The organism is Nocardioides sp. NPDC047086 (assembly GCF_040643685.1).
Lineage (GTDB): Bacteria > Actinomycetota > Actinomycetes > Propionibacteriales > Nocardioidaceae > Nocardioides.
Window position 1 is genome coordinate 91296 of the sequence record NZ_JBEYUV010000018.1, and the last position, 17958, is coordinate 109253.

Here is a 17958-nt window from a genome sequence, read left to right on the forward strand (position 1 = left end):
GGAAGCCGGCTGGATCAGCCGAGCAGGGGCGAGAGCGAGGAGAGTGGGACGGTGCGGGCGCCGGCGCGGCGTACGTCCTTGACTACCTCGGCGTCGTCGGTGGCGACGAGGATGACGCGGCCGGCCGGCTCGGCGTCGACCAGGTCGCGGATGACGTCGTCGGCGATGACGCCCTCGGGGGAGAAGAGGACCTTGACGCCGCGAGGAGGCACGGCGGTGGGACGTACGGATGCGGAGTGGGCGTCGAAGACGACGGTCGTCTCGGCGCCGGTGCGGGCGGCGATCGGGGCGATCGCCCGCAGCAGCCGCAGCCGCTGGGCATCGAGCGCCGAGTCGGGCCACAGCGCCTTGGAGACGTTGTAGCCGTCGATGATCAGCCGGACCCGCGGCATGGCCAGGAACTGCTCGAGGTGGGCGCTGCTGGTCACCCCGGCACCGGCGGCGGCGTCCGCGGAGGCCAGCTCGGCCTCCACCCGCTCGCCGGGGGTGCCGGTGACCGGCGGCAGCGCCAGCTCGCGACGCAGGCCCCCGGCCGCGTCGAGCAGCGTGTCGAGAAGGAACCGGGCGCGCAACGAGGCGTCCTCACGGTCGGTCTTGGAGGTACGCCGCTCAGCGGCGGCCTCGCGCTCGAGCTTGTCGATCTGGCTGCGGAGCTGGCGCAGCTGGCGGTCACGTGCGGCCAGCTCGTCCTCGGCGCGGGCGAGCGCAGCGCGGGTCTCGGTCAGGGCTTCGTCCAGCCCCGTGCCGACCTCGCGCGCGGCGGCCCGGGCCTCGCCGAGCTTGCGTCGCAGGACGGTGTTGTCGGCCTTGAGCTCGTCGAGACGGGCCTTGCGGTCGGCCCGCACCTCACGGATCTCGTCCTCGGCCGCGGTGAGCTTGCCCCGCAGGCGGGCCACCTCGGCGTCGACCGCCGGCACCGCGGCGGCCTCCAGCCGGTCGAGGGCCTCCTTGAGCGAGACCTCCCAGGCGTCGGGGCGGACGAGCCAGACGACCGCGGCCGCCTCGGCCGGGTCCTCGGGAAGGACCACGTCGTCGGGGGAGCCCTCGGCGACGTACGCCGGGCGCAGCTGGCTCCCGACCTTCTCCCGGACCTCCTCGTCGCTCTCGAGTACCGAGGCGATCATCGCGCCGCCGGCCTTGGCCCGCCGGGCGGGCGCGAAGTCGGCGATCCGCTTGAGCGCGGGCGGCAGGCGCACCACGTCGGGAAGCACCCCGGCCGTGAGCGCGACGATGCGCCCCCGGACCGTGTCGGGGAGCGTCGCGTACGCGAAGACCTCCATGTGCCAAGTGTAGGGACCCGGTCCGCGATCGCCGCCTCGAATACCGTGCTGCGATGGTGGTGACACGCCGGACGCAACCGGACGAAAGCAAAAATGTCGGTGCTCGGTGAGACCGTCGCTCACATGACGACGAGAATCGACTGTGACACCTGCCTCGTGCGGGGACTGGCGTGCCACGACTGCGTGGTCACCGTGCTTCTGGGGCCGCCCCCGGAGCTGACCATCGAGGACGACGAGCGCCGGGCGCTCGACGTGCTGGCCGAAGGTGGCCTGGTCCCGCCGCTGCGCATGGTGGAGGGGATGTAGCCGAACTTTTGGGCGTGGGTGGTTGGCAGGTGGGGGATGCCGTCGGCTAGTGTGCGCAGGAACTTGGCGCTCGTGGGAGTGGGTCAACCGGCCCACGCGAGTGTCGCGCTTAGTCCAGGCCCGCTTCGGGGCGGGCCAGGAGCCGGGGAACCACACCGATCATCTGGGGTGTATCCGCCGCAAGAGCGATCTGGGAGACCAGATCGAGGAGCGGTGGTAAGGCAGGTCGTGCCTGAACCCGTCAGCTCACCCGGTAGGCGTCAGCGACTACACAAGGAGACCGTCCGCTCGTGACACGCGACCGGAAGCGACTCATTGCCGGAGCAGCCGGCATCGCAGCCATCGGCGTCGCCGGGATCATCCCCGCGATGCCCGCCCAGGCAGACCCTGACATCGACGACGTTCGCAAGAAGGTCGACAAGCTCTACACCCAGGCCGAGGCTGCCAACGAGGACTACAGCAACGCCAAGCTGCGGCTGCAGGACCTCAAGGACCAGCTCGAGGACCTCAGCGCCGATGAGAAGCGTCAGAGCAAGGAGCTGGACAAGATCCGCGCCGAGCTCCGCGACTCCGTGCTGCGGCAGTTCGAGGGTTCCGACGTCTCTGCCGTCGGCCAGGTGATCACCTCCGAGGACCCGCAGGAGTTCCTCGCCGGTCTCTCCACCGTCTCGTCCTACAACGCGCTCCAGGCCGACCTGCTGGCTCGGTACAACACCGAGGCCGAGGCCCTCCAGGTGCGCCGCGAGGCCACCGAGGACGCCAAGTCCCAGATGGCCAAGGTCAAGACGACCATGCAGCAGAAGAAGAGCGAGATCGACAAGAAGTACGAGGCGGCCCAGGCCGAGCTCGACGAGCTGGAGGCCGATGAGCTGGAGGAGTTCCAGTCCACCGACACCAGCATCCCCTCCAACCTGCCGCCGCCCTCGGGTCGCGCGAAGGTGGCCGTCGACTATGCCCTCGCCCAGGTCGGCGATTCCTACGTCTACGGCGCCACCGGCACCGAGTCGTGGGACTGCTCGGGCCTCACCATGGGCGCCTGGGGCCAGGCCGGTGTCGGGCTCCCGCACTCCTCCTCGGCGCAGTACAGCAGCGGACCCCAGGTCTCGCGCGACCAGCTCGCCCCCGGTGACCTGGTCTTCTACTACAGCCCGATCAGCCACGTCGGCATCTACATCGGCAACGGCATGATCGTGCACGCGTCCAACCCGAGCACCGGTGTGAAGGTCTCCCCGATGGACGAGATGCCCTACACGGGCGCCGTCCGCCCGGGGTGAGCTTGACCCAGCACCCCGAAGAGGCCGATCGTTCGCAGGTGCGAACGGTCGGCTCTCTTCTTTCCCGCATCCGGGCTCACCCCGCCATCATCGGGGCCGGGCTGGTGCTGGTGATGCTGCTCGCCGGCTTCGTCGGCTGGCGGCTGACCGGCGGTGGCGAGTACGTCGCGCCGACACCGACCACCGCGCCGGTTGTTCGCGCCGACACCGAAGGCGCCCGGGCCTCGCTGGAGAACCTGGTCGACGGCGTACGTGACGGGGCGGAGCCCGACGGTGAGGACGCCGCCGCGGTGGCGGTGAGCAACGCGCACGCCATCGGCATCGAGGACGTCACCGCGAGGTACGTCGCGGAGTCGGGCAACGTGGAGCCGGACGGCGCTTGGACGGCCGACGTCGAGATGTCATGGCGTACTCCGGGCGACCCGGTGCTGACCGAGGAGCTGAGGGTCGGCTTCGACGCCGAGGGCGCGATCACCGGGTTCTCGGCGGCCCAGGGCACCCGGCTGCCGCTGTGGCTCAGTGGCCCGGTCGAGGTGCGTCGTACCGGCTCGACCCTCGTGGTCGTCCAGGCCTCCGCCGAGGTCGCCGATCGCTACGCGGAGCTGGCCACCACCGCGGTCGCCGGGGTCCGCAAGGTCATCCCCTGGAAGGACCCGCTCCTGGTTCTCGAGGTGCCCGCGGCCGGCCTCGACGCCGCGCTCGGTGCGCAGCGGGGGACCTACGCCGCCGTCGCCGCGGTGACCGCGACCGTCGACGGGTCCACGAAGGTGGGGACGCCGCTGCACGTGTGGGTCAACCAGAGCGTCATCGGTGACCTCGACGACCCTGGCGCCCAGATCGTCATCACCCATGAAGCGACCCACGCGGCCACCGACGCCGCGACCAACACCCATCGGCCGATGTGGCTGGTCGAGGGCTTCGCCGACTACGTCGCGCTCCGCGACACCGAGCTGCCGCTGTCCAAGACAGCCGGCCAGATCCTCGCCCAGGTCCGCGAGAACGGCGCCCCCGACCACCTGCCGGGCACCTCCGAGTTCAACACCCGCTCGGAGCACTTCGGTGCCGAGTACGAAGCCGCCTGGCTCGCCTGCGAGGTGCTCGCCGGGGCCGGCGGCGAGCAGGCGCTGGTCGACCTCTACGAGGAGACCGGGCGCGGCATCGGCCTCGAGAAGGCGCTGCAGGCCGGCTTTGGCTTCGGGGAGGACGAGCTGACCGCCCGCTGGCGGACCCGTCTGTCACACTCTGCGTCGTGATCAGTGCGCGGCGTACTTCCTGGGTGGTTCTCGTCCTCGGGGCGGTCGCGTTCGTGGTGCTCGCCTGGGCCTTGATCCCGTGGCACCCCTACCCGGGCGGCCCGCTCGACCTGCCCGACGAGCGTGAGGTGTTCACCCCCGAGGAGCTCGAGCGGATGCTGGCTTACTCCGGCACCGCTCGCTGGATCAGCCGGGCCTCGCTCATCGTCTCGCTGGTGGTCGCCTGCGTGCTCGGGTTCACCTCGCTGGGGCGGCGCCTGGTCGCGCGGCTGCGCGGGCCATGGCTGCTCCGGGTGGTGCTCGCGGTCGCCGTGGTCACGCTCCTCGGCTGGATCGCGACGCTGCCGTTCGGGGTGGCGATCCACCGCCTGCAGCTGCGCTACGGGCTCTCCCGGCAGGCGTGGGGGTCCTGGCTGGGCGATTCGCTGCTGAACCAGGTCGTCGGCATCGTGACCACCTCGGCGGCGCTGCTCGCCCTGTTCGCCTGCATCCGTCTCGGCCGGCGTTGGTGGCCGGCCGTCGCCGCCGCACTGGTCGCGGCCCTCGTGGTCGTCGGCTCGTTCGTCTACCCGGTGGTCATCGAGCCGCTGTTCAACGACTTCGAACCGCTGCCGCGCGGCCAGTTCCGCACCGAGGTGATGGCGATCGCCGAGCGTGAGGGGGTCGAGCTCGACGACGTCCTCGTCGTCGATGCCTCCCGGCGTACGACCTCGCTCAACGCCTACGTCACCGGCTTCGGCTCCACTCGCCGGGTCGTCCTCTACGACAACCTGGTCGACTCCCAGCGGGGCGCGGCCGCGCGCGGGGCGGTCCTCTCCGTCGTCGCCCACGAGCTCGCCCACGCCAAGCACGACGACGTCCTGGTCGGCACGGTCATCGGCGCCGCCGGCGCGGTCGCCGGCGTCGGTCTGCTGGGCCTGCTGCTGTCCTACCGGCGCGAGGAGCAGTACGCCACCCCCGAAGCCGTTCCGATGCTGATGGCGGTCTTCGCGCTGGCGAGCGTGCTGGCGATGCCGATCCAGAACGGCCTGAGCCGGCACGTCGAGGCCCGCGCGGATGTCGACGCGCTGCATGCCACCGGCGACCTGGAGTCGTTCATCCGGCTGCAGCACTCTCTCGGCGTACGCTCTCTCTCCGACCCGTCCCCGCAGGCCTGGTCGCAGTGGTGGTTCGGCTCGCACCCGACGACGCTGCAGCGCATCGCTATCGCTCATCGGGTTCTCGACTGAAAAGAGGCCGAGTCGGCGCATCTTGACCAGAAATGCCGCCGAGTCGGCTCGTTATGACGAGCCGACTCGGCGGGGAACTCGGTCAGGATGCGCCGACTCGGCGCCACGGGAACAGCTTTACTTTGCGTAGAGCGCTTCGACCTCGTGGCTGAACTCGCGCATGACCACGTTGCGCTTGAGCTTGAGGCTGGGGGTGAGCTGGCCACCCTCCTCGGTCCAGGAGTCGGGGATGATCACGAACTTGCGGATCGACTCGGCCTTCGAGACCGCCTTGTTGGCGTCGTCGACGGCGCTCTGGACCACGGCGCGCAGGTCCTCGTCCTCGACGAGGTCCTCGATGTTGCCGGACTTGCGGTTGGCCTCGGCCCAGGTGGGCAGCGCCTCGGGGTCGATGGTGACGATCGCGCCGATGAACGGCTGACCGTCGCCGACGACGATGCACTGGTCGACGAGCACGTGGGCGCGCAGGCGGTCCTCGAGGACGGCCGGGGCGACGTTCTTGCCGCCGGCGGTGACCAGGATCTCCTTCTTGCGGCCGGTGATCTTGACGAAGCCCTCGTCGTCGACCTCGCCGAGGTCGCCGGAGTGGAACCAGCCGTCCTCGGTCTTCGCCTCCGCGGTCGCGGCAGGGTTCTGCCAGTACTCCTTCAGCACCTGGCCGCCCTTGAAGAGCAGCTCGCCGTCGTCGGCGACGCGTACGGAGGTGCCGGGCAGCGGCCGTCCGACGGTGCCGATCTTGAAGGCCTCGGGCAGGTTGACCGTGAGCGCGGCCGTCGTCTCGGTGAGGCCGTAGCCCTCCAGGACGGTGACGCCGATGCCGCGGTAGAAGTGGCCCAGACGCTCGCCGAGCGGGGCGCCGCCGGAGACGGCGTAGGAGCAGTTGCCGCCGAGCGCGGCGAGCAGCTTGCCGTAGACGAGCTTGGCGAAGAGCTTGTGCTTGGCGGCGAGCAGGAACGGCGCCTTGCCGGTCTCGGTGGCCCGGGAGTATTCGATCGCGACCTCGGTGGCCATGTCGAAGATGCGGCCCTTGCCGTCGGCGACGGCCTTCTGCGAGGCGGTGTTGTAGACCTTCTCGAACACTCGAGGCACGGCCAGCACGAAGGTCGGCTGGAAGGTGCCGAGGTCGGCGACGAGGTTCTTGATGTCGGGGGTGTGGCCCAGCCGGGTGCGCGACTTGATGCAGCCGATCTGGATGATCCGCGCGAAGACGTGAGCCAGCGGCAGGAACAGCAGCGTGCTGCGGCCCTGGATGCTGAACAGGGCGTCGAGGGAGTCGACGACGACACCGAGCTCGAACATGAAGTTGCCGTGGGTGAGCACGCAGCCCTTGGGGCGGCCGGTGGTGCCGGAGGTGTAGATCAGCGTCGCGGTGTCCTCGGGGGTGACCGCGCTGCGGCGGGCCTCGAGCTGCTCGTCGGTGATGTCGGTGCCGAGCTTGACCAGCAGGTCGACGGCGTTGTCGTTGATCGACCACACGTTGTTGAGGGCGGTGCAGCCCGCTCGTACCTCACTGATCCGGCTCATGTGGCCGGCGTCCTCGGCGATGACCGCCACGGTCGCGGAATCCTGGAGGATCCACTCGATCTGCTCGGCCGAGGAGGTCTCGTAGATCGGCACCGTCGTCGCCCCGGCGAACCAGATCGCATAGTCGATCAGCGTCCACTCATAGCGCGTCTTCGAGAGCAGCGCGACCCGGTCCCCAGCGCCGACACCCGCCGCGATCAGACCCTTGGCGACCGCCGAGACCTCATCGAGGAACTCGGACGACGTCACGTCGACCCAGGTGCCGTCCGCGCCTGGCCGGCTGAGGACGGCGACGTCGGGTGCCTCGGCGGCGTTGCGGACGACATCGTCGCTCAGACTGCCGGTGGGGGGAACAACGTACGTCGCGGGCGTGGAGAACTCGCGCACTAGGGCCTCCGCATACTGATGGTAGGTGGGTACGAACCGGAGGTTACCCCCGTCACAGCCCGACCATTTCACCGGGATGCTATCCGGTACGCTCCATCACACCTAGCAAGTCAGGGAGTGAGGACACCACCGATGGCCGATCAGACCACCTCGACGATCGTGATCGAGGCCGCGCCCTCGGCAGTGATGGCGGTGATCGCGGACTTCAAGTCCTATCCGGCCTGGGCCAAGGGCATGCAGGAGGTCAGCGTCGTCGAGACCGGCGTCGACGGGCGTGCCGAGCAGGTCCGGTTCGTGCTGGACGTCGCGCCGATCAAGGACGAGTACACCCTGGCGTACGACTGGGACGGCGACCGCCAGGTGACCTGGTCCCTGGTCAAGGGCAACCTGCTGCGGTCGATGGACGGCGCCTACGTGCTGCGCGACCTCGGTGGGCGCACCGAGGTCACCTACCGGCTCGCGCTCGACCTGAGCATCCCGCTGATCGGCATGCTCAAGCGCAAGGGCGAGAAGGTCCTGATCGACACCGCGCTGCGAGGCCTCAAGCAGAGAGTCGAGAAGCAGGGCACGCCTTCGTGAGAATCCTTCTCTTCACCGGCAAGGGCGGCGTCGGCAAGTCGACCGTCTCGGCCGGCACCGCGGCGATGTCCGCGGCCCGCGGTCTGCGCACCCTGGTCCTCTCGACCGATGCCGCCCACTCCCTGGGGGACGCGTTCGGCGTCTCCGGTGAGCACGGCGCGCTCGGCTCCGAGCCCGTCCAGGTCGCCGAGCACCTCTACGTCCAGCACGTCGACGCTCAGCGCCGCTTCGAGGAGTCGTGGGCGGAGGTGCAGGGCTATCTGCTGAGCGTCCTGGACACGATCGGGGTGGACCGGATCGCTGCCGAGGAGCTGACCATCATCCCCGGTGCCGAGGAGGTCTTCGCCCTCCTGGAGCTTCGCCGGATGGCGGTCTCGGGGGAGTGGGACACGATCGTGGTCGATTGCGCCCCGACCGCCGAGACGCTGCGGCTGCTCGCCCTTCCCGAGGCCCTGGGCTGGTATCTGGAGCGCATCCTCCCGGTGCAGCGCAAGATGGTGAAGGCGCTCAAGCCGGTGCTGACCAAGGCCGCCGGGGTGCCGATGCCCGGCGACTCCGTCTTCGACGCCCTGGTCCGGCTCCACGACGAGCTCGCCGAGGTCCGTGCCCTGCTGTCGGGCCCGGAGGCATCCGTACGCATCGTGCTGACCCCCGAGCGGGTCGTGCTCGCCGAGGCGCGACGGTCCTGGACGACGCTGTCCCTCTACGGCTACCGCGTCGACGGTGTCATCGCCAACCGGATCTTCCCGGCCGGCGGTTCCGACGACTGGCGCGCCGGCTGGGTCAAGGCCCAGGACGACGTGCTCGGTGACGTCGGTGCCTCCTTCGAGGGGCTGCCGGTCTGGCGCTCGTTCTACCGGCCGAGCGAGCCGGTGGGGGTCGAGGACCTGCGCGAGGTCGCCCAGGCCGCGTACGCCTGGTCCGGCAGCGTCGACCCGCTCGCCGCCCCCGAGACCGCGGCTCCGTTCCGCACCGAGACCACCGGCGAGACCACGATCGTCCATCTGGCGCTGCCCGGGCTGGCCCAGTGGGTCGAGCGCGACCAGGTGCAGCTGGGCCGCAACGGCGACGAGCTGGCGATCACCGTGGGGGCCTACCGGCGCCTGCTGACCCTTCCCGCCGCGCTTGCCCGGATGAGCGTCAGCGGGGCGCGCGTCGAGGGTGGCGAGCTGCGAGTAACGTTTTCTCGCCAGAACTACTTCTCGCCAGACGACGAACACCGAGAGTGAGTGATCGTGAGCCAGCAGCGCCACGAGTGGGCTGATGAGCCGTTGGGGTCGACCGCCGAGGAGCTCGGCCGGTTGATGGAGGCCATCGGGGAGTGGGCCAAGGACTCCCGGATCGGCCACTTCGCCGAGGGGCTCGGAGAGCATCTCGATACCGGGGCTCCCGAGTGTGCCTACTGCCCGCTGTGCCGTACCGTACATGTCCTCCGGGAGTCGAGTCCGGAGGTCAAGGTGCACCTGGCCAGCGCTGCCGCATCGTTGATGCAGGCCGCGGCCACGGTGCTCAACGCGGCGGCCACGAGTCCGGGTGCTGGCCCTAGTGAAGACGAGGATGCACACGGTGATGGCGTGCGGGCTGAGGAAGATGCGACCCGGGACTGGGCGCGACGCTCGGAGAAGGTCGAACGGATCGATCTCGACGGCTGGAGCTGAGGCATGACGACGACGAAGAAGCTGGCCTGCGGTGTCGACGTCGGTGGCACCAAGATCCTCGGCGGTGTCGTCGACCACGACGGCACCATCATCGAGGACCACCGCGTCGAGTCGCCGGCGAAGAGCCCGGAGGCCATCGAGGCCGCCATCATCGAGGTGGTCCAGGAGCTCAAGTCCCGCCACCCGATCGAGTGTGTCGGCATCGGCGCCGCGGGCTATATCGACAAGGGCCGCTCGACGGTCATGTTCGCGCCCAACATCGCCTGGCGCGACGTACCGCTCAAGGAGCGGCTGGAGAAGGTCCTCGAGCTGCCGGTCGTGATCGAGAACGACGCCAACGCGGCCGCGTGGGGCGAGTTCGAGTACGGCGCGGGTGCCGAGGTCGACAACATGATGCTGGTGACCGTCGGCACCGGTGTCGGCGGCGGCCTGGTGCTCGAGGGCGAGCTCTACCGCGGCGCCTTCGGTGTCGGCGCGGAGATCGGTCACATGCGGGTCGTGCCCAACGGCCACCTGTGCGGCTGCGGCAACCGTGGCTGCTGGGAGCAGTACGCCTCGGGGTCGGCCCTGGTGCGCAACGTCCGCTCCGCAGCGCGCGGCGGGTCCCTGCTGGCCCGTGATGTCCTGGACCGTGCCGAGGGCGACCTCGAGAAGATCAAGGGCCCGCTGATCACCGAGGCGGCCCGCGACGGGGACGCCTTCGCGATCGAGGCGCTGACCGACCTCGGCATCTGGCTCGGTGAGGGGATCGCCTCGATCGCCGCCGTGCTGGACCCGGCCGTGGTTGCCATCGGCGGGGGAGTGGCCGAGGCCGACGACCTGCTGCTCGGCCCCGCTCGACGTGCCTTCCAGGCTCAGCTGACCGGTCGTGGACACCGGCCGATGCTCGACGTCCGCAAGGCAACCCTCGGCAACGAGGCCGGCCTGATCGGCGCCGCGGACCTGGCCCGCAAGTGAGTGACCTCGAGTGAGTCTGCACATCGGTGTCGACATCGGCGGCACCAAGGTGCTCGCGGCGGAGGTCTCACCGGCCGGTGAGGTGCTCCGCACCGCTCAGCGCAGCACCCCCGGACGCCGGGTCGAGCTCGAGCTGGTGGAGGACGCGCTGACCGAGGCGGTCACCGAGGTGGCCGCCGGCCGGCCCGTCGCCGGCGTCGGTCTGGCCGCCGCCGGGTTCGTCGACGCGGCCGGGGAGCGCGTCATGTTCGCCCCGCACCTGCCCTGGCGCGGCGAGCCGACCCTGACAAGGCTCTCCTCGCGGTGGGGCACCCGGGTGGCGCTCGACAACGACGCCAACTGCGCCGCGCTGGCGGAGCTGGAGCTCGGTGCGGCCCGGCGCGTCGACTCGGCCCTGCTGATCACGCTCGGCACCGGCATCGGCGGCGCCGTGGTCCTGGACGGCCGGGTCGTCCGGGGCCGCAACGGCATGGCCGGGGAGTTCGGCCACATGCAGGTCGTGCCGGGCGGGCTCCCGTGCGAGTGCGGCCTGACCGGCTGCTGGGAGCAGTACTCCTCCGGCAACGCGCTGGTCGCCTTCGTGCGCGCCCGCGTGGAGACCGAGGAGTACGCCGGCTGCGCCCTCGACGAGCTGGCCGCGGGTGACCCGCTCAAGATCACCGGACCGGCGGTCACCGCCGCCGCGGCCCGCGGCGATGCGCTCGCTCTGGCTGCGTACGAGTCGGTGGGGTCCTGGCTGGGGGTCGGGATGGCCGGCCTGGTGGCCGCCTTCGACCCCGAGCTGTTGGTCGTGGGTGGGGGAGTCTCCACCGCGGGCGACCTGCTGCTGGCGCCGGCGCGCACGGCATTGGAGGCCTCACTCGTGGGCCGTCTCCATCGCGAGGTGCCGCCGATCGTGGCGACCGCTTTCGGTGCCGAGGCAGGGGTCGTGGGTGCGAGCATCCTGGCCCGCCGCCTCACCGGCGAGGGCTAGACGCGGGCGCCGTCGTCCCAGGGGTCGCGGGGCTCGGAGGGCATGGTCATCAGCAGGTAGACGAAGCCACCGAGGAAGGCGGCGACCAGCGCGCCGATGATCCAGCTGCTGAAGGTGTAGCTGGTGATCTGCGTGACCACGATCAGGATCAGCACGGCGACCGGGGCGCCGAGCACGCCGATCCAGGCGAGCAACCGCGCCGGGGTCGGCTTCGGCAGCGGCGGGGGAGGCGGCGGGACGTAGCCCTCGTCGTCGTCGCGCCACATGTCCTCGTAGGTGTCCGGCTCCTCGACGGGCTCGACGATGTCGATCCTCTTCTCGAAGAGATCACGGGAGACGGGCTCCTCCTCGAGGGCGGGCCGCTCGCCGTAGTTCTCGACGATCTCGCGCCAGGCTTCATCCTCCGACGGCTGCCCCTCCGAAGGCACGGAGGCGTCGTCGGAAGCCCCGGTCATGTCCTCCGGCACGTCGTCTCGCTCGCTCACTCTTCCAGCCTAGCCGGATCTCATGACAGGGTGCGCGAGTAGAAGTACCTGTCTCGTTATAGGCTGACCGGTCGAAGGCAATAAGGGAAGGCGATGGGGTGTCGACGAAGCTCTTCTACTCGTTCTTGAAGTGGGTCGCAGTCGGTCCTCTGCTCCGGGCGGTTTTCCGCCCGACCTATGAGGGTGTCGAGAACATCCCGCGCAAGGGCCCGGCGATCCTGGCCGGCAACCACCTCTCTTACGCCGACTGGCTCTTCATGCCGCTCGGTTCACCGCGGATGGTGCGGTTCGTGGCGAAGGCGGAGTACTTCACCGGCACGGGCGTGAAGGGGTTCCTGCAGCGTACGTTCTTCAGCGGCACCGGCAACGTGCCGATCGACCGGTCGGGAGCGACCGCGGCCGAGGGTGCGCTGATCGCCGCGAAGCGGGTGCTCGGCGACGGTGAGCTCTTCGGGATCTACCCCGAGGGCACCCGCTCGCACGACGGCAAGCTCTACCGTGGCCGCACCGGCATCGCTCGGCTGGCTCTGGACACCGGCGCTCCGGTGATCCCGGTCGCCGTGATCGGCACCGACGTGATCGCGCCCCCGGGCAAGAAGCTCGGCAAGATCGTCCGGCCGCGCATCGTCTTCGGCAAGCCCCTGGACTTCTCCCGCTACGAGGGCATGGCCAACGACCGCTACATCCTGCGCGCGATCACCGACGAGATCGTCTACGAGATCCTGAAGCTGTCCGGCCAGGAGTACGTCGACATGTACGCCACCGAGGCCAAGAAGCTGTCCGACGGCGAGAAGTCGGCGAAGAAGCCCGGGAAGAAGAACTCCGCGCGGCCTACCAAGACTGGTCCTACCAAGGACGTAGCCTGACGATCCACTCGTCCCACCCGTTCCCGACGCCGGAGGATCCGGTACGCCGGTGGCGCGGTCGTCTGGGTGGGCGGGTCTCGCTGTGGACCTCCGGCTCTGCCGATTCCTGGGCCGGGCTCACGGTCTCCTCGCTGATGGTGGCCAACGGGGCGCCCGGAGCCGTCCTCGGCCTGCTCGATCCCGACTCGGACCTCCGTGATGAGCTCGAGGAGACCGGTGTGGGGATCGTGTCGCTGCTCCACTGGCGCCATCGCGACCTCGCCGAGGCGTTCGGGGGCACCGCTCCCGCTCCCGGCGGCGCCTTCCGGTCCGGGTCGTGGGAGACGACCGATTTCGGCCCCCGGCTCGCGGATGCGCCGACCTGGGTCGGCGTACGCCTGGTGTCTTTGCAGGAAATCGGCTGGTCTGTGCTGGCGACGTGCGAGATCGTGTCGCTCGAGGTCGGTGACGACACCGACCCGCTGGTCCACCGGCACGGGAGGTATGAGAGATGATCGAGGGCTACCTGCGGCGGCTCGGCATCGAGGGGCGGCCGGAGGCGACGTACGAGACGCTCGTCGATCTTCATCATCGCCATCTCGACACGCTTCCCTACGAGAACCTCTCGATCATGCTCGCCGCGATCGGGGCGCGCGGGGCGCCTGACCCCGTGGACCCGGCGGAGACGCTCGAGCGGGTGGCTGTCGGCGGCAATGCGGGCTACTGCTTCCACAACAACGGGGTCTTCTCGCTGGTGCTGGAGGGGCTGGGTTTCGACGTCGTACGCCGCGCGGGCCAGATGCTCGAGGCGGCCGGACCCTCGGGGACCCTGGACCATCTGGCGCTCGAGGTCCGCGGCCTGCCGACCGCGGACAACCCGGGTGGCCGCTGGGCCGCCGACGTCGGCTACGGTGACGGCTTCCGTGACCCGTTGCCCCTGGTGGAGGGGCACTTCCGACAGTCCGGGTATGTCTATCGGCTGGCGCGGGTGGGGGAGTCGGGGTGGACGTTCCATCATGATCCGCACGGTTCGTTCAACGGGTCGTTCGTCCGTGGACCGGTGGCCCAGGAGGACATCGAGGCCTCTCATCTGCGGCTCTCGACCCCGCTTGAAGGTGGCTTCACCACGAAGCTCGTCGTCCAGCGCCGCGACGCCTCCGGAGCCGAGACGGTGAGATCGATCCGGCACACGCGCACCGGGTCGGACGCGGGCACCCGCGAGCTTCGGGAGTTCGCCGAGTGGCGAGACGCGCTCGCCGGTCTCGGGCTCTCGTTCGCCGGGGTCGAGGAGGACGCGCTGCGTGAGCTCCACAAGCGACAGGCCGCGGACTACGACGAGTGGTTGCTGACGCGATAGCCGCGGACGTGCTGAGATGGCGGACATGAGCGACGCACCTGAACCCGAGCTGCTCGACATCGCGGCCGAGCTCTACGGGCTGCCGCTCGCCGACTTCACCCCCGAGCGTGACGCCCGGGCCAAGGAGCTGAAGGGCACGCCGCTGGCAGGCCCGGTCAAGGCGCTGAAGAAGCCCGCGACCGCGGCCTGGGTGGTCAACCAGCTGGTGCGCTACGAGACCGAGCAGGTCGAGCAGGTGATCTCGGTCGGGGCGCTGCTCCGCGAGGCGCAGACGGGCATGGACGCCGCCCAGCTGCGGGAGCTCACCAAGCAGCGGCGCCAGCTGACCGCGGCGGTGACGACCCGTGCGCGAGGGCTGGCGCGCGAGCACGGTCTCCGGGTGACCGAGGCGGTAGCGACCCAGGTCGAGGCGACGCTGACCGCGGCCATGATCGACGAGTCGGCCGCCCAGGCCGTTCGCAGCGGCCTGCTGGTCTCCCCGCTGTCCGCCACCGGGGTCGACGCCGTGGACGCGGCTGGTTCGGTCGCCCTGGCAGCGGCCCTGGGCTTCGAGGTCCCCGAGGTCGTCCCGCCGCCTCCGGAGCCGCTGCGCGCGGTCCCGGACCTCCCCGACACGGCGGCGCTCGACGAGGCCCGCGAAGCGCTCACGGAGGCCGAGTCGGCGCTGTCCGACGCCGAGGAGAAGCGCGACAAGGCGATGTCGGCCTTCAAGGACGTCGAGGCGAGGTCGCTCCAGGTGAAGTCGGAGATCGAGGACCTCCGCCGACGGCTGGCGGACCTGGAGGCGGCCGCCGCCGACGTCGACGACGAGCTCACCGAGGCGGAGGAGGACCGCGACTCCGCCGAGACGGCCGTGTCCGAGGCGGCCGCAGCCCGAGACTCCGCGGCCGCGGAGGTCGAGCGCCTCGGCGGCTAGGCGTCCATGGACGCCTCCATTGTCTAGTCATTCGGTGGACTATTCTGGTCGGGTGACCGAGACTGCCACCGACGCCGCCATCTCTGCCCGCTACCGCGACCCCGCGCTCGCCGCCCTGGCGACGACCAGCGCGGTGATCGAGCACCAGCTCGGGCACCGGTCGGTCCGCTCGTTCCTCGGCGATCCGGTGACCGACGACCAGCTCACCGCGATCGTCGCGGCGGCGTCCTCGGCACCGACCTCGTCCAACCTGCAGACCTGGAGCGTGGTGGCGGTCAGGGAGCCGGCCCGCAAGGCTCGGCTGGCGAGGCTCGCCGGCGATCAGACGTTCATCGAGGCCGCGCCGCTCTTCCTGCTCTGGGTCGCCGACCTGAGCCGTGCCCGCGGTCTGGCGACCGCTGCCAGAACCCGGGTGGAGGCGACCGACTACCTGGAGTCCACGCTCCTCGGAGTCATCGACGCCACCCTCGCCGCGCAGAACGCCATCGTCGCCGCCTCCTCGCTCGGCCTCGGCACCGTCTGCGTCGGCGGTGCCCGCAACCACCCCGAGGAGATCGCCGCCGAGATCGGCCTGCCTCCGGGTGCGTTCGTCGTCTTCGGTCTCGCCGTCGGCGTACCCGACCCTGCCGAGCCGGCGGGGGTCAAGCCCCGGCTGCCTCAGTCCGTCGTCCTCCACCACGAGACCTACTCGCCTCCGGCTGCCGATGATCTCGCGGCGTACGACGAGCGGCTCGGTGGCTACAACGCCACCTACGGTCTCGGCGGTGGCTGGTCCGAGCGCGTCCTCGCCAGCCTCGTCGGTCCCGCCAGCATGTCCGGCCGCCACCGCCTCCGCGCGCAGCTCGAGCGCCTCGGGTTCGCCGGCCGCTGACTCAGATCGCCTTCCGCATCCGCACCAGCGGGACCGGGGCGCCGCCGCGGTCGTCGGTGATCCGCTCGACCGGCTCGAAGCCGTACGCCTGGTAGAGCGGCTCGCCGGAGAGCGTGCCCATCAGCTCGAGGGTCGTGAAGCCCTCTGCCGCGGCCGCGCGCTCGCAGAGGTCCAGGATCAGCCTGCCGACGCCACGCCGGGCGAAGGCCGGGTTGGTGTACATCGCTCGCACCCTGGCCGGGTCGTGCGCCGGATCCAGGAGCGTCGGCTCGCGGCCGGGGGTGTGGTCGCCGCCGTAGAGCGTCGCTCGCCTGCTCCAGCCGCCGCAGCCGGCTATCTCGTCGTCCTCCTCGACCACGAAGTAGGTGCCGTCCTCGATCAGCTGGGTGTCGATGCCCATCACCGTCCTGCTCGAGGTGATCTGGTCCGGTGTCAGGAAACCTTTCTGGAGCTCCGCGATCGAGGTGTCCATGATCGCCGTCAGTGCGGGGATGTCGTCGGGAGTCGCCGTGCGGTGGGTGAAGGGCACGGCGTGAGCCTGCCATATCGGTCCGCGAGGGCAACGCCAACCTGCACACCAAGACGCAGGCCGTCTACAGCATGGTCCGCGACTTCAAGGCGCGCGGCGTACCCATCGACTGCGTCGGCTTCCCGGCCCACTTCAACTCGGGCAACCCGGTGCCGAGCAACTACCACGTCACCCTGCAGAACTTCGCAGACCTGGGTGTCGACGTGCAGATCACCGAGCTCGACATCGCCGGCTCCGGCAACAAGAAGCTCGCCTACGGCTACGTCCCCGACCAGCTCAACACCGCGGACGGCGGCTCCACGCCCCCGACCGGGAGCTGCACGGTGACCGTCACCCGCACCGAGTCGTGGAACGACCGGTTCAACACCGTCTTCGCTGTCAGCGGCGCCGTCGACTGGGTCGTCCGGATCAGCACCGGCGGGCCAGAGCCTCCAGAACTCGTGGAACGCCACCGTCTCCGGTACGTCCGGCACGCTCACTGCCACGCCGAACGGCAACGGCAACCAGTTCGGGATCACGCTCTACTCGGGCGGGAACACCTCGACGCCTACCGCGAGCTGTACTGCGGTCTTATCGCGGCGGAGTCATGGGGCCTCGGTCACTGATTCGTGGCCGGGGTCCTGTTCGTCCTGCTTGGCTCCCTGGTTGATCCGCCGGAGCCGCTTCCTCGCTGGTCGAGCCGCCGGAGCCGCCTTCCCCCGCTGGTCGAGCCGCTTCCCCTGCTGGTCGAGCCGCTTCCCCTGCTGGTCGAGCCGCCGGAGCCGCTAGGCGGAGGCGTGTCGAGACCAACACGGTCGCTTCTTGGGATACCTCGCTTAGCGACTGTGTTTTCGTTTCGGGGTTCGCCGCCGACCCGTGCTTTGAGTGTTTCTCGATCGCGCGCCGCGTCAAGGACGGGCTTCGCCCGCCGGCTTCGCCGGTGGCCTGCGGCCATCCTGGACGCGGCACCCGATCGAGAAAAGAATTTCGCCTGTAGCGGGGCGGCGGCGAGAGCGTGGCGCAGCACTCACGCGTCTTGTTCGCTGACCGCGTAACTGTCATCTGACCAGCATTAATGAGTCGCGCGCTCGTACTCGAACGCATATAATAAAGCACATGAACGAGACCATCGACCACCTCCTCGCCAGGCCACCCCTGGGTGCGTCCGAGGGCGAGCTGGTCGACCGGATCGGCCGTCTCGAAGAGGTCAAGTGCACCGCCGAGGCGATCCAAGCACAAGCAGCCGTACGCCTCGACGAAGCCGTCCGGGCACGCCAAGCCGAGGCCGGGGTGCCCGCCCGCAAGCTCGGCGAAGGAGTCGCCTCCCAGGTCGCGCTGGCGCGCCGCGTCTCACCGGAGAAGGGCGCGAAACTGCTCGGGCTGGCGAAGGTCCTGATCGGCGAGATGCCGCACACCTTCGCGTTGATGAAGGCCGGGCTGTTCTCCCAATGGCAGGCCACCATCTTGGCCCGGGAGACCGCCTGCCTGTCGCTGGAGGACCGTCGGGTCATCGATGAGAACCTCTGCGCCACCGGTCCGAGCGGCGAGGTACCGAC

At 70.2% G+C, this 17958-nt stretch carries 19 protein-coding genes, 1 pseudogene and 1 riboswitch; of the genes and pseudogenes, 16 read left to right on the forward strand and 4 right to left on the reverse strand.

Annotated features, from left to right (window positions below; genetic code table 11):
* Nucleotides 1-14: 14 nt before the first annotated feature.
* Complete coding sequence (locus ABZ796_RS14920) at nt 15-1280, reverse strand: NYN domain-containing protein (protein WP_357337822.1); 1266 nt, start codon at nt 1278-1280, stop codon at nt 15-17.
* A gap of 123 nt (nt 1281-1403) precedes the next feature.
* Between ABZ796_RS14920 and ABZ796_RS14925 the strand changes: the two genes are divergently transcribed.
* The 4 genes from ABZ796_RS14925 (at nt 1404) to ABZ796_RS14940 (ending at nt 5342) form a co-directional block, all read left to right on the forward strand.
* A complete protein-coding gene (locus ABZ796_RS14925) occupies nt 1404-1586 on the forward strand; it encodes a hypothetical protein (RefSeq protein WP_091049976.1) in 183 nt (60 codons plus the stop codon).
* Between the two features lie 96 nt (nt 1587-1682).
* A riboswitch (cyclic di-AMP (ydaO/yuaA leader) is annotated at nt 1683-1861 on the forward strand.
* A 15-nt stretch (nt 1862-1876) separates the two neighbouring features.
* Nucleotides 1877-2860, forward strand: coding sequence for an NlpC/P60 family protein (locus ABZ796_RS14930; protein ID WP_357337823.1), 984 nt, complete (start codon nt 1877-1879; stop codon nt 2858-2860).
* 38 nt (nt 2861-2898) lie between these two features.
* On the forward strand, nt 2899-4113 hold the full coding sequence (locus ABZ796_RS14935; protein ID WP_357337824.1) for a hypothetical protein: 1215 nt from the start codon (nt 2899-2901) through the stop codon (nt 4111-4113).
* Complete coding sequence (locus tag ABZ796_RS14940; protein WP_357337825.1) at nt 4110-5342, forward strand: M48 family metallopeptidase; 1233 nt, start codon at nt 4110-4112, stop codon at nt 5340-5342. The genes ABZ796_RS14935 and ABZ796_RS14940 overlap by 4 nt, the downstream gene beginning before the upstream one ends.
* Nucleotides 5343-5459: 117 nt before the next feature.
* On the opposite strand, the gene ABZ796_RS14945 is transcribed toward ABZ796_RS14940, so the two are convergent.
* On the reverse strand, nt 5460-7253 hold the full coding sequence (locus tag ABZ796_RS14945; RefSeq protein WP_357337826.1) for an AMP-dependent synthetase/ligase: 1794 nt from the start codon (nt 7251-7253) through the stop codon (nt 5460-5462).
* Nucleotides 7254-7385: 132 nt separating this feature from the next.
* Here ABZ796_RS14945 and ABZ796_RS14950 point away from each other — a divergent pair, with 132 nt between their 5' ends.
* The 5 genes from ABZ796_RS14950 to ABZ796_RS14970 are packed head-to-tail and all read left to right on the forward strand — an operon-like array spanning nt 7386 to nt 11420.
* Nucleotides 7386-7832, forward strand: coding sequence for an SRPBCC family protein (locus tag ABZ796_RS14950; RefSeq protein ID WP_357337827.1), 447 nt, complete (start codon nt 7386-7388; stop codon nt 7830-7832).
* A complete protein-coding gene (locus tag ABZ796_RS14955; RefSeq protein ID WP_357337828.1) occupies nt 7829-9061 on the forward strand; it encodes an ArsA family ATPase in 1233 nt (410 codons plus the stop codon). The genes ABZ796_RS14950 and ABZ796_RS14955 overlap by 4 nt, the downstream gene beginning before the upstream one ends.
* A gap of 6 nt (nt 9062-9067) precedes the next feature.
* Nucleotides 9068-9490 (forward strand): hypothetical protein, encoded by a 423-nt coding sequence (locus tag ABZ796_RS14960; protein WP_357337829.1) that lies wholly within the window; start codon nt 9068-9070, stop codon nt 9488-9490.
* Nucleotides 9491-9493: 3 nt separating this feature from the next.
* A complete protein-coding gene (locus ABZ796_RS14965) occupies nt 9494-10447 on the forward strand; it encodes an ROK family glucokinase (protein ID WP_357337830.1) in 954 nt (317 codons plus the stop codon).
* A 10-nt stretch (nt 10448-10457) separates the two neighbouring features.
* Nucleotides 10458-11420 carry an ROK family protein gene (locus tag ABZ796_RS14970; protein WP_357337831.1) on the forward strand — a complete coding sequence of 321 codons (963 nt, stop codon included), beginning with the start codon at nt 10458-10460 and terminating at the stop codon, nt 11418-11420.
* On the opposite strand, the gene ABZ796_RS14975 is transcribed toward ABZ796_RS14970, so the two are convergent.
* Entirely contained in the window at nt 11417-11905 is a 489-nt protein-coding gene (locus ABZ796_RS14975) for a hypothetical protein (RefSeq protein WP_357337832.1), read from the reverse strand. The two genes, ABZ796_RS14970 and ABZ796_RS14975, sit on opposite strands and share 4 nt — an antisense overlap.
* Before the next feature lie 98 nt (nt 11906-12003).
* On the opposite strand from ABZ796_RS14975, the gene ABZ796_RS14980 reads away from it, so the two are divergent.
* The 5 genes from ABZ796_RS14980 (at nt 12004) to ABZ796_RS15000 (ending at nt 15894) form a co-directional block, all read left to right on the forward strand.
* Nucleotides 12004-12771 (forward strand): lysophospholipid acyltransferase family protein, encoded by a 768-nt coding sequence (locus ABZ796_RS14980; RefSeq protein ID WP_357337833.1) that lies wholly within the window; start codon nt 12004-12006, stop codon nt 12769-12771.
* 62 nt (nt 12772-12833) lie between these two features.
* Nucleotides 12834-13265 (forward strand): flavin reductase family protein, encoded by a 432-nt coding sequence (locus ABZ796_RS14985; protein WP_357337840.1) that lies wholly within the window; start codon nt 12834-12836, stop codon nt 13263-13265.
* Nucleotides 13262-14107 carry an arylamine N-acetyltransferase gene (locus ABZ796_RS14990; protein ID WP_357337834.1) on the forward strand — a complete coding sequence of 282 codons (846 nt, stop codon included), beginning with the start codon at nt 13262-13264 and terminating at the stop codon, nt 14105-14107. The genes ABZ796_RS14985 and ABZ796_RS14990 overlap by 4 nt, the downstream gene beginning before the upstream one ends.
* Nucleotides 14108-14132: 25 nt before the next feature.
* Complete coding sequence (locus ABZ796_RS14995) at nt 14133-15023, forward strand: hypothetical protein (protein WP_357337835.1); 891 nt, start codon at nt 14133-14135, stop codon at nt 15021-15023.
* Between the two features lie 52 nt (nt 15024-15075).
* Complete coding sequence (locus ABZ796_RS15000) at nt 15076-15894, forward strand: NADPH-dependent oxidoreductase (RefSeq protein ID WP_357337836.1); 819 nt, start codon at nt 15076-15078, stop codon at nt 15892-15894.
* Between the two features lies 1 nt (nt 15895).
* Here ABZ796_RS15000 and ABZ796_RS15005 read toward each other — a convergent pair whose 3' ends face one another.
* Nucleotides 15896-16423 carry a GNAT family N-acetyltransferase gene (locus ABZ796_RS15005; RefSeq protein WP_357337837.1) on the reverse strand — a complete coding sequence of 176 codons (528 nt, stop codon included), beginning with the start codon at nt 16421-16423 and terminating at the stop codon, nt 15896-15898.
* Between the two features lie 71 nt (nt 16424-16494).
* Here ABZ796_RS15005 and ABZ796_RS15010 point away from each other — a divergent pair, with 71 nt between their 5' ends.
* On the forward strand, nt 16495-17028 hold the full coding sequence (locus ABZ796_RS15010) for an endo-1,4-beta-xylanase (protein WP_357337838.1): 534 nt from the start codon (nt 16495-16497) through the stop codon (nt 17026-17028).
* 490 nt (nt 17029-17518) lie between these two features.
* Nucleotides 17519-17958, forward strand: a pseudogene (locus ABZ796_RS15015) (HNH endonuclease); the annotation flags it as partial.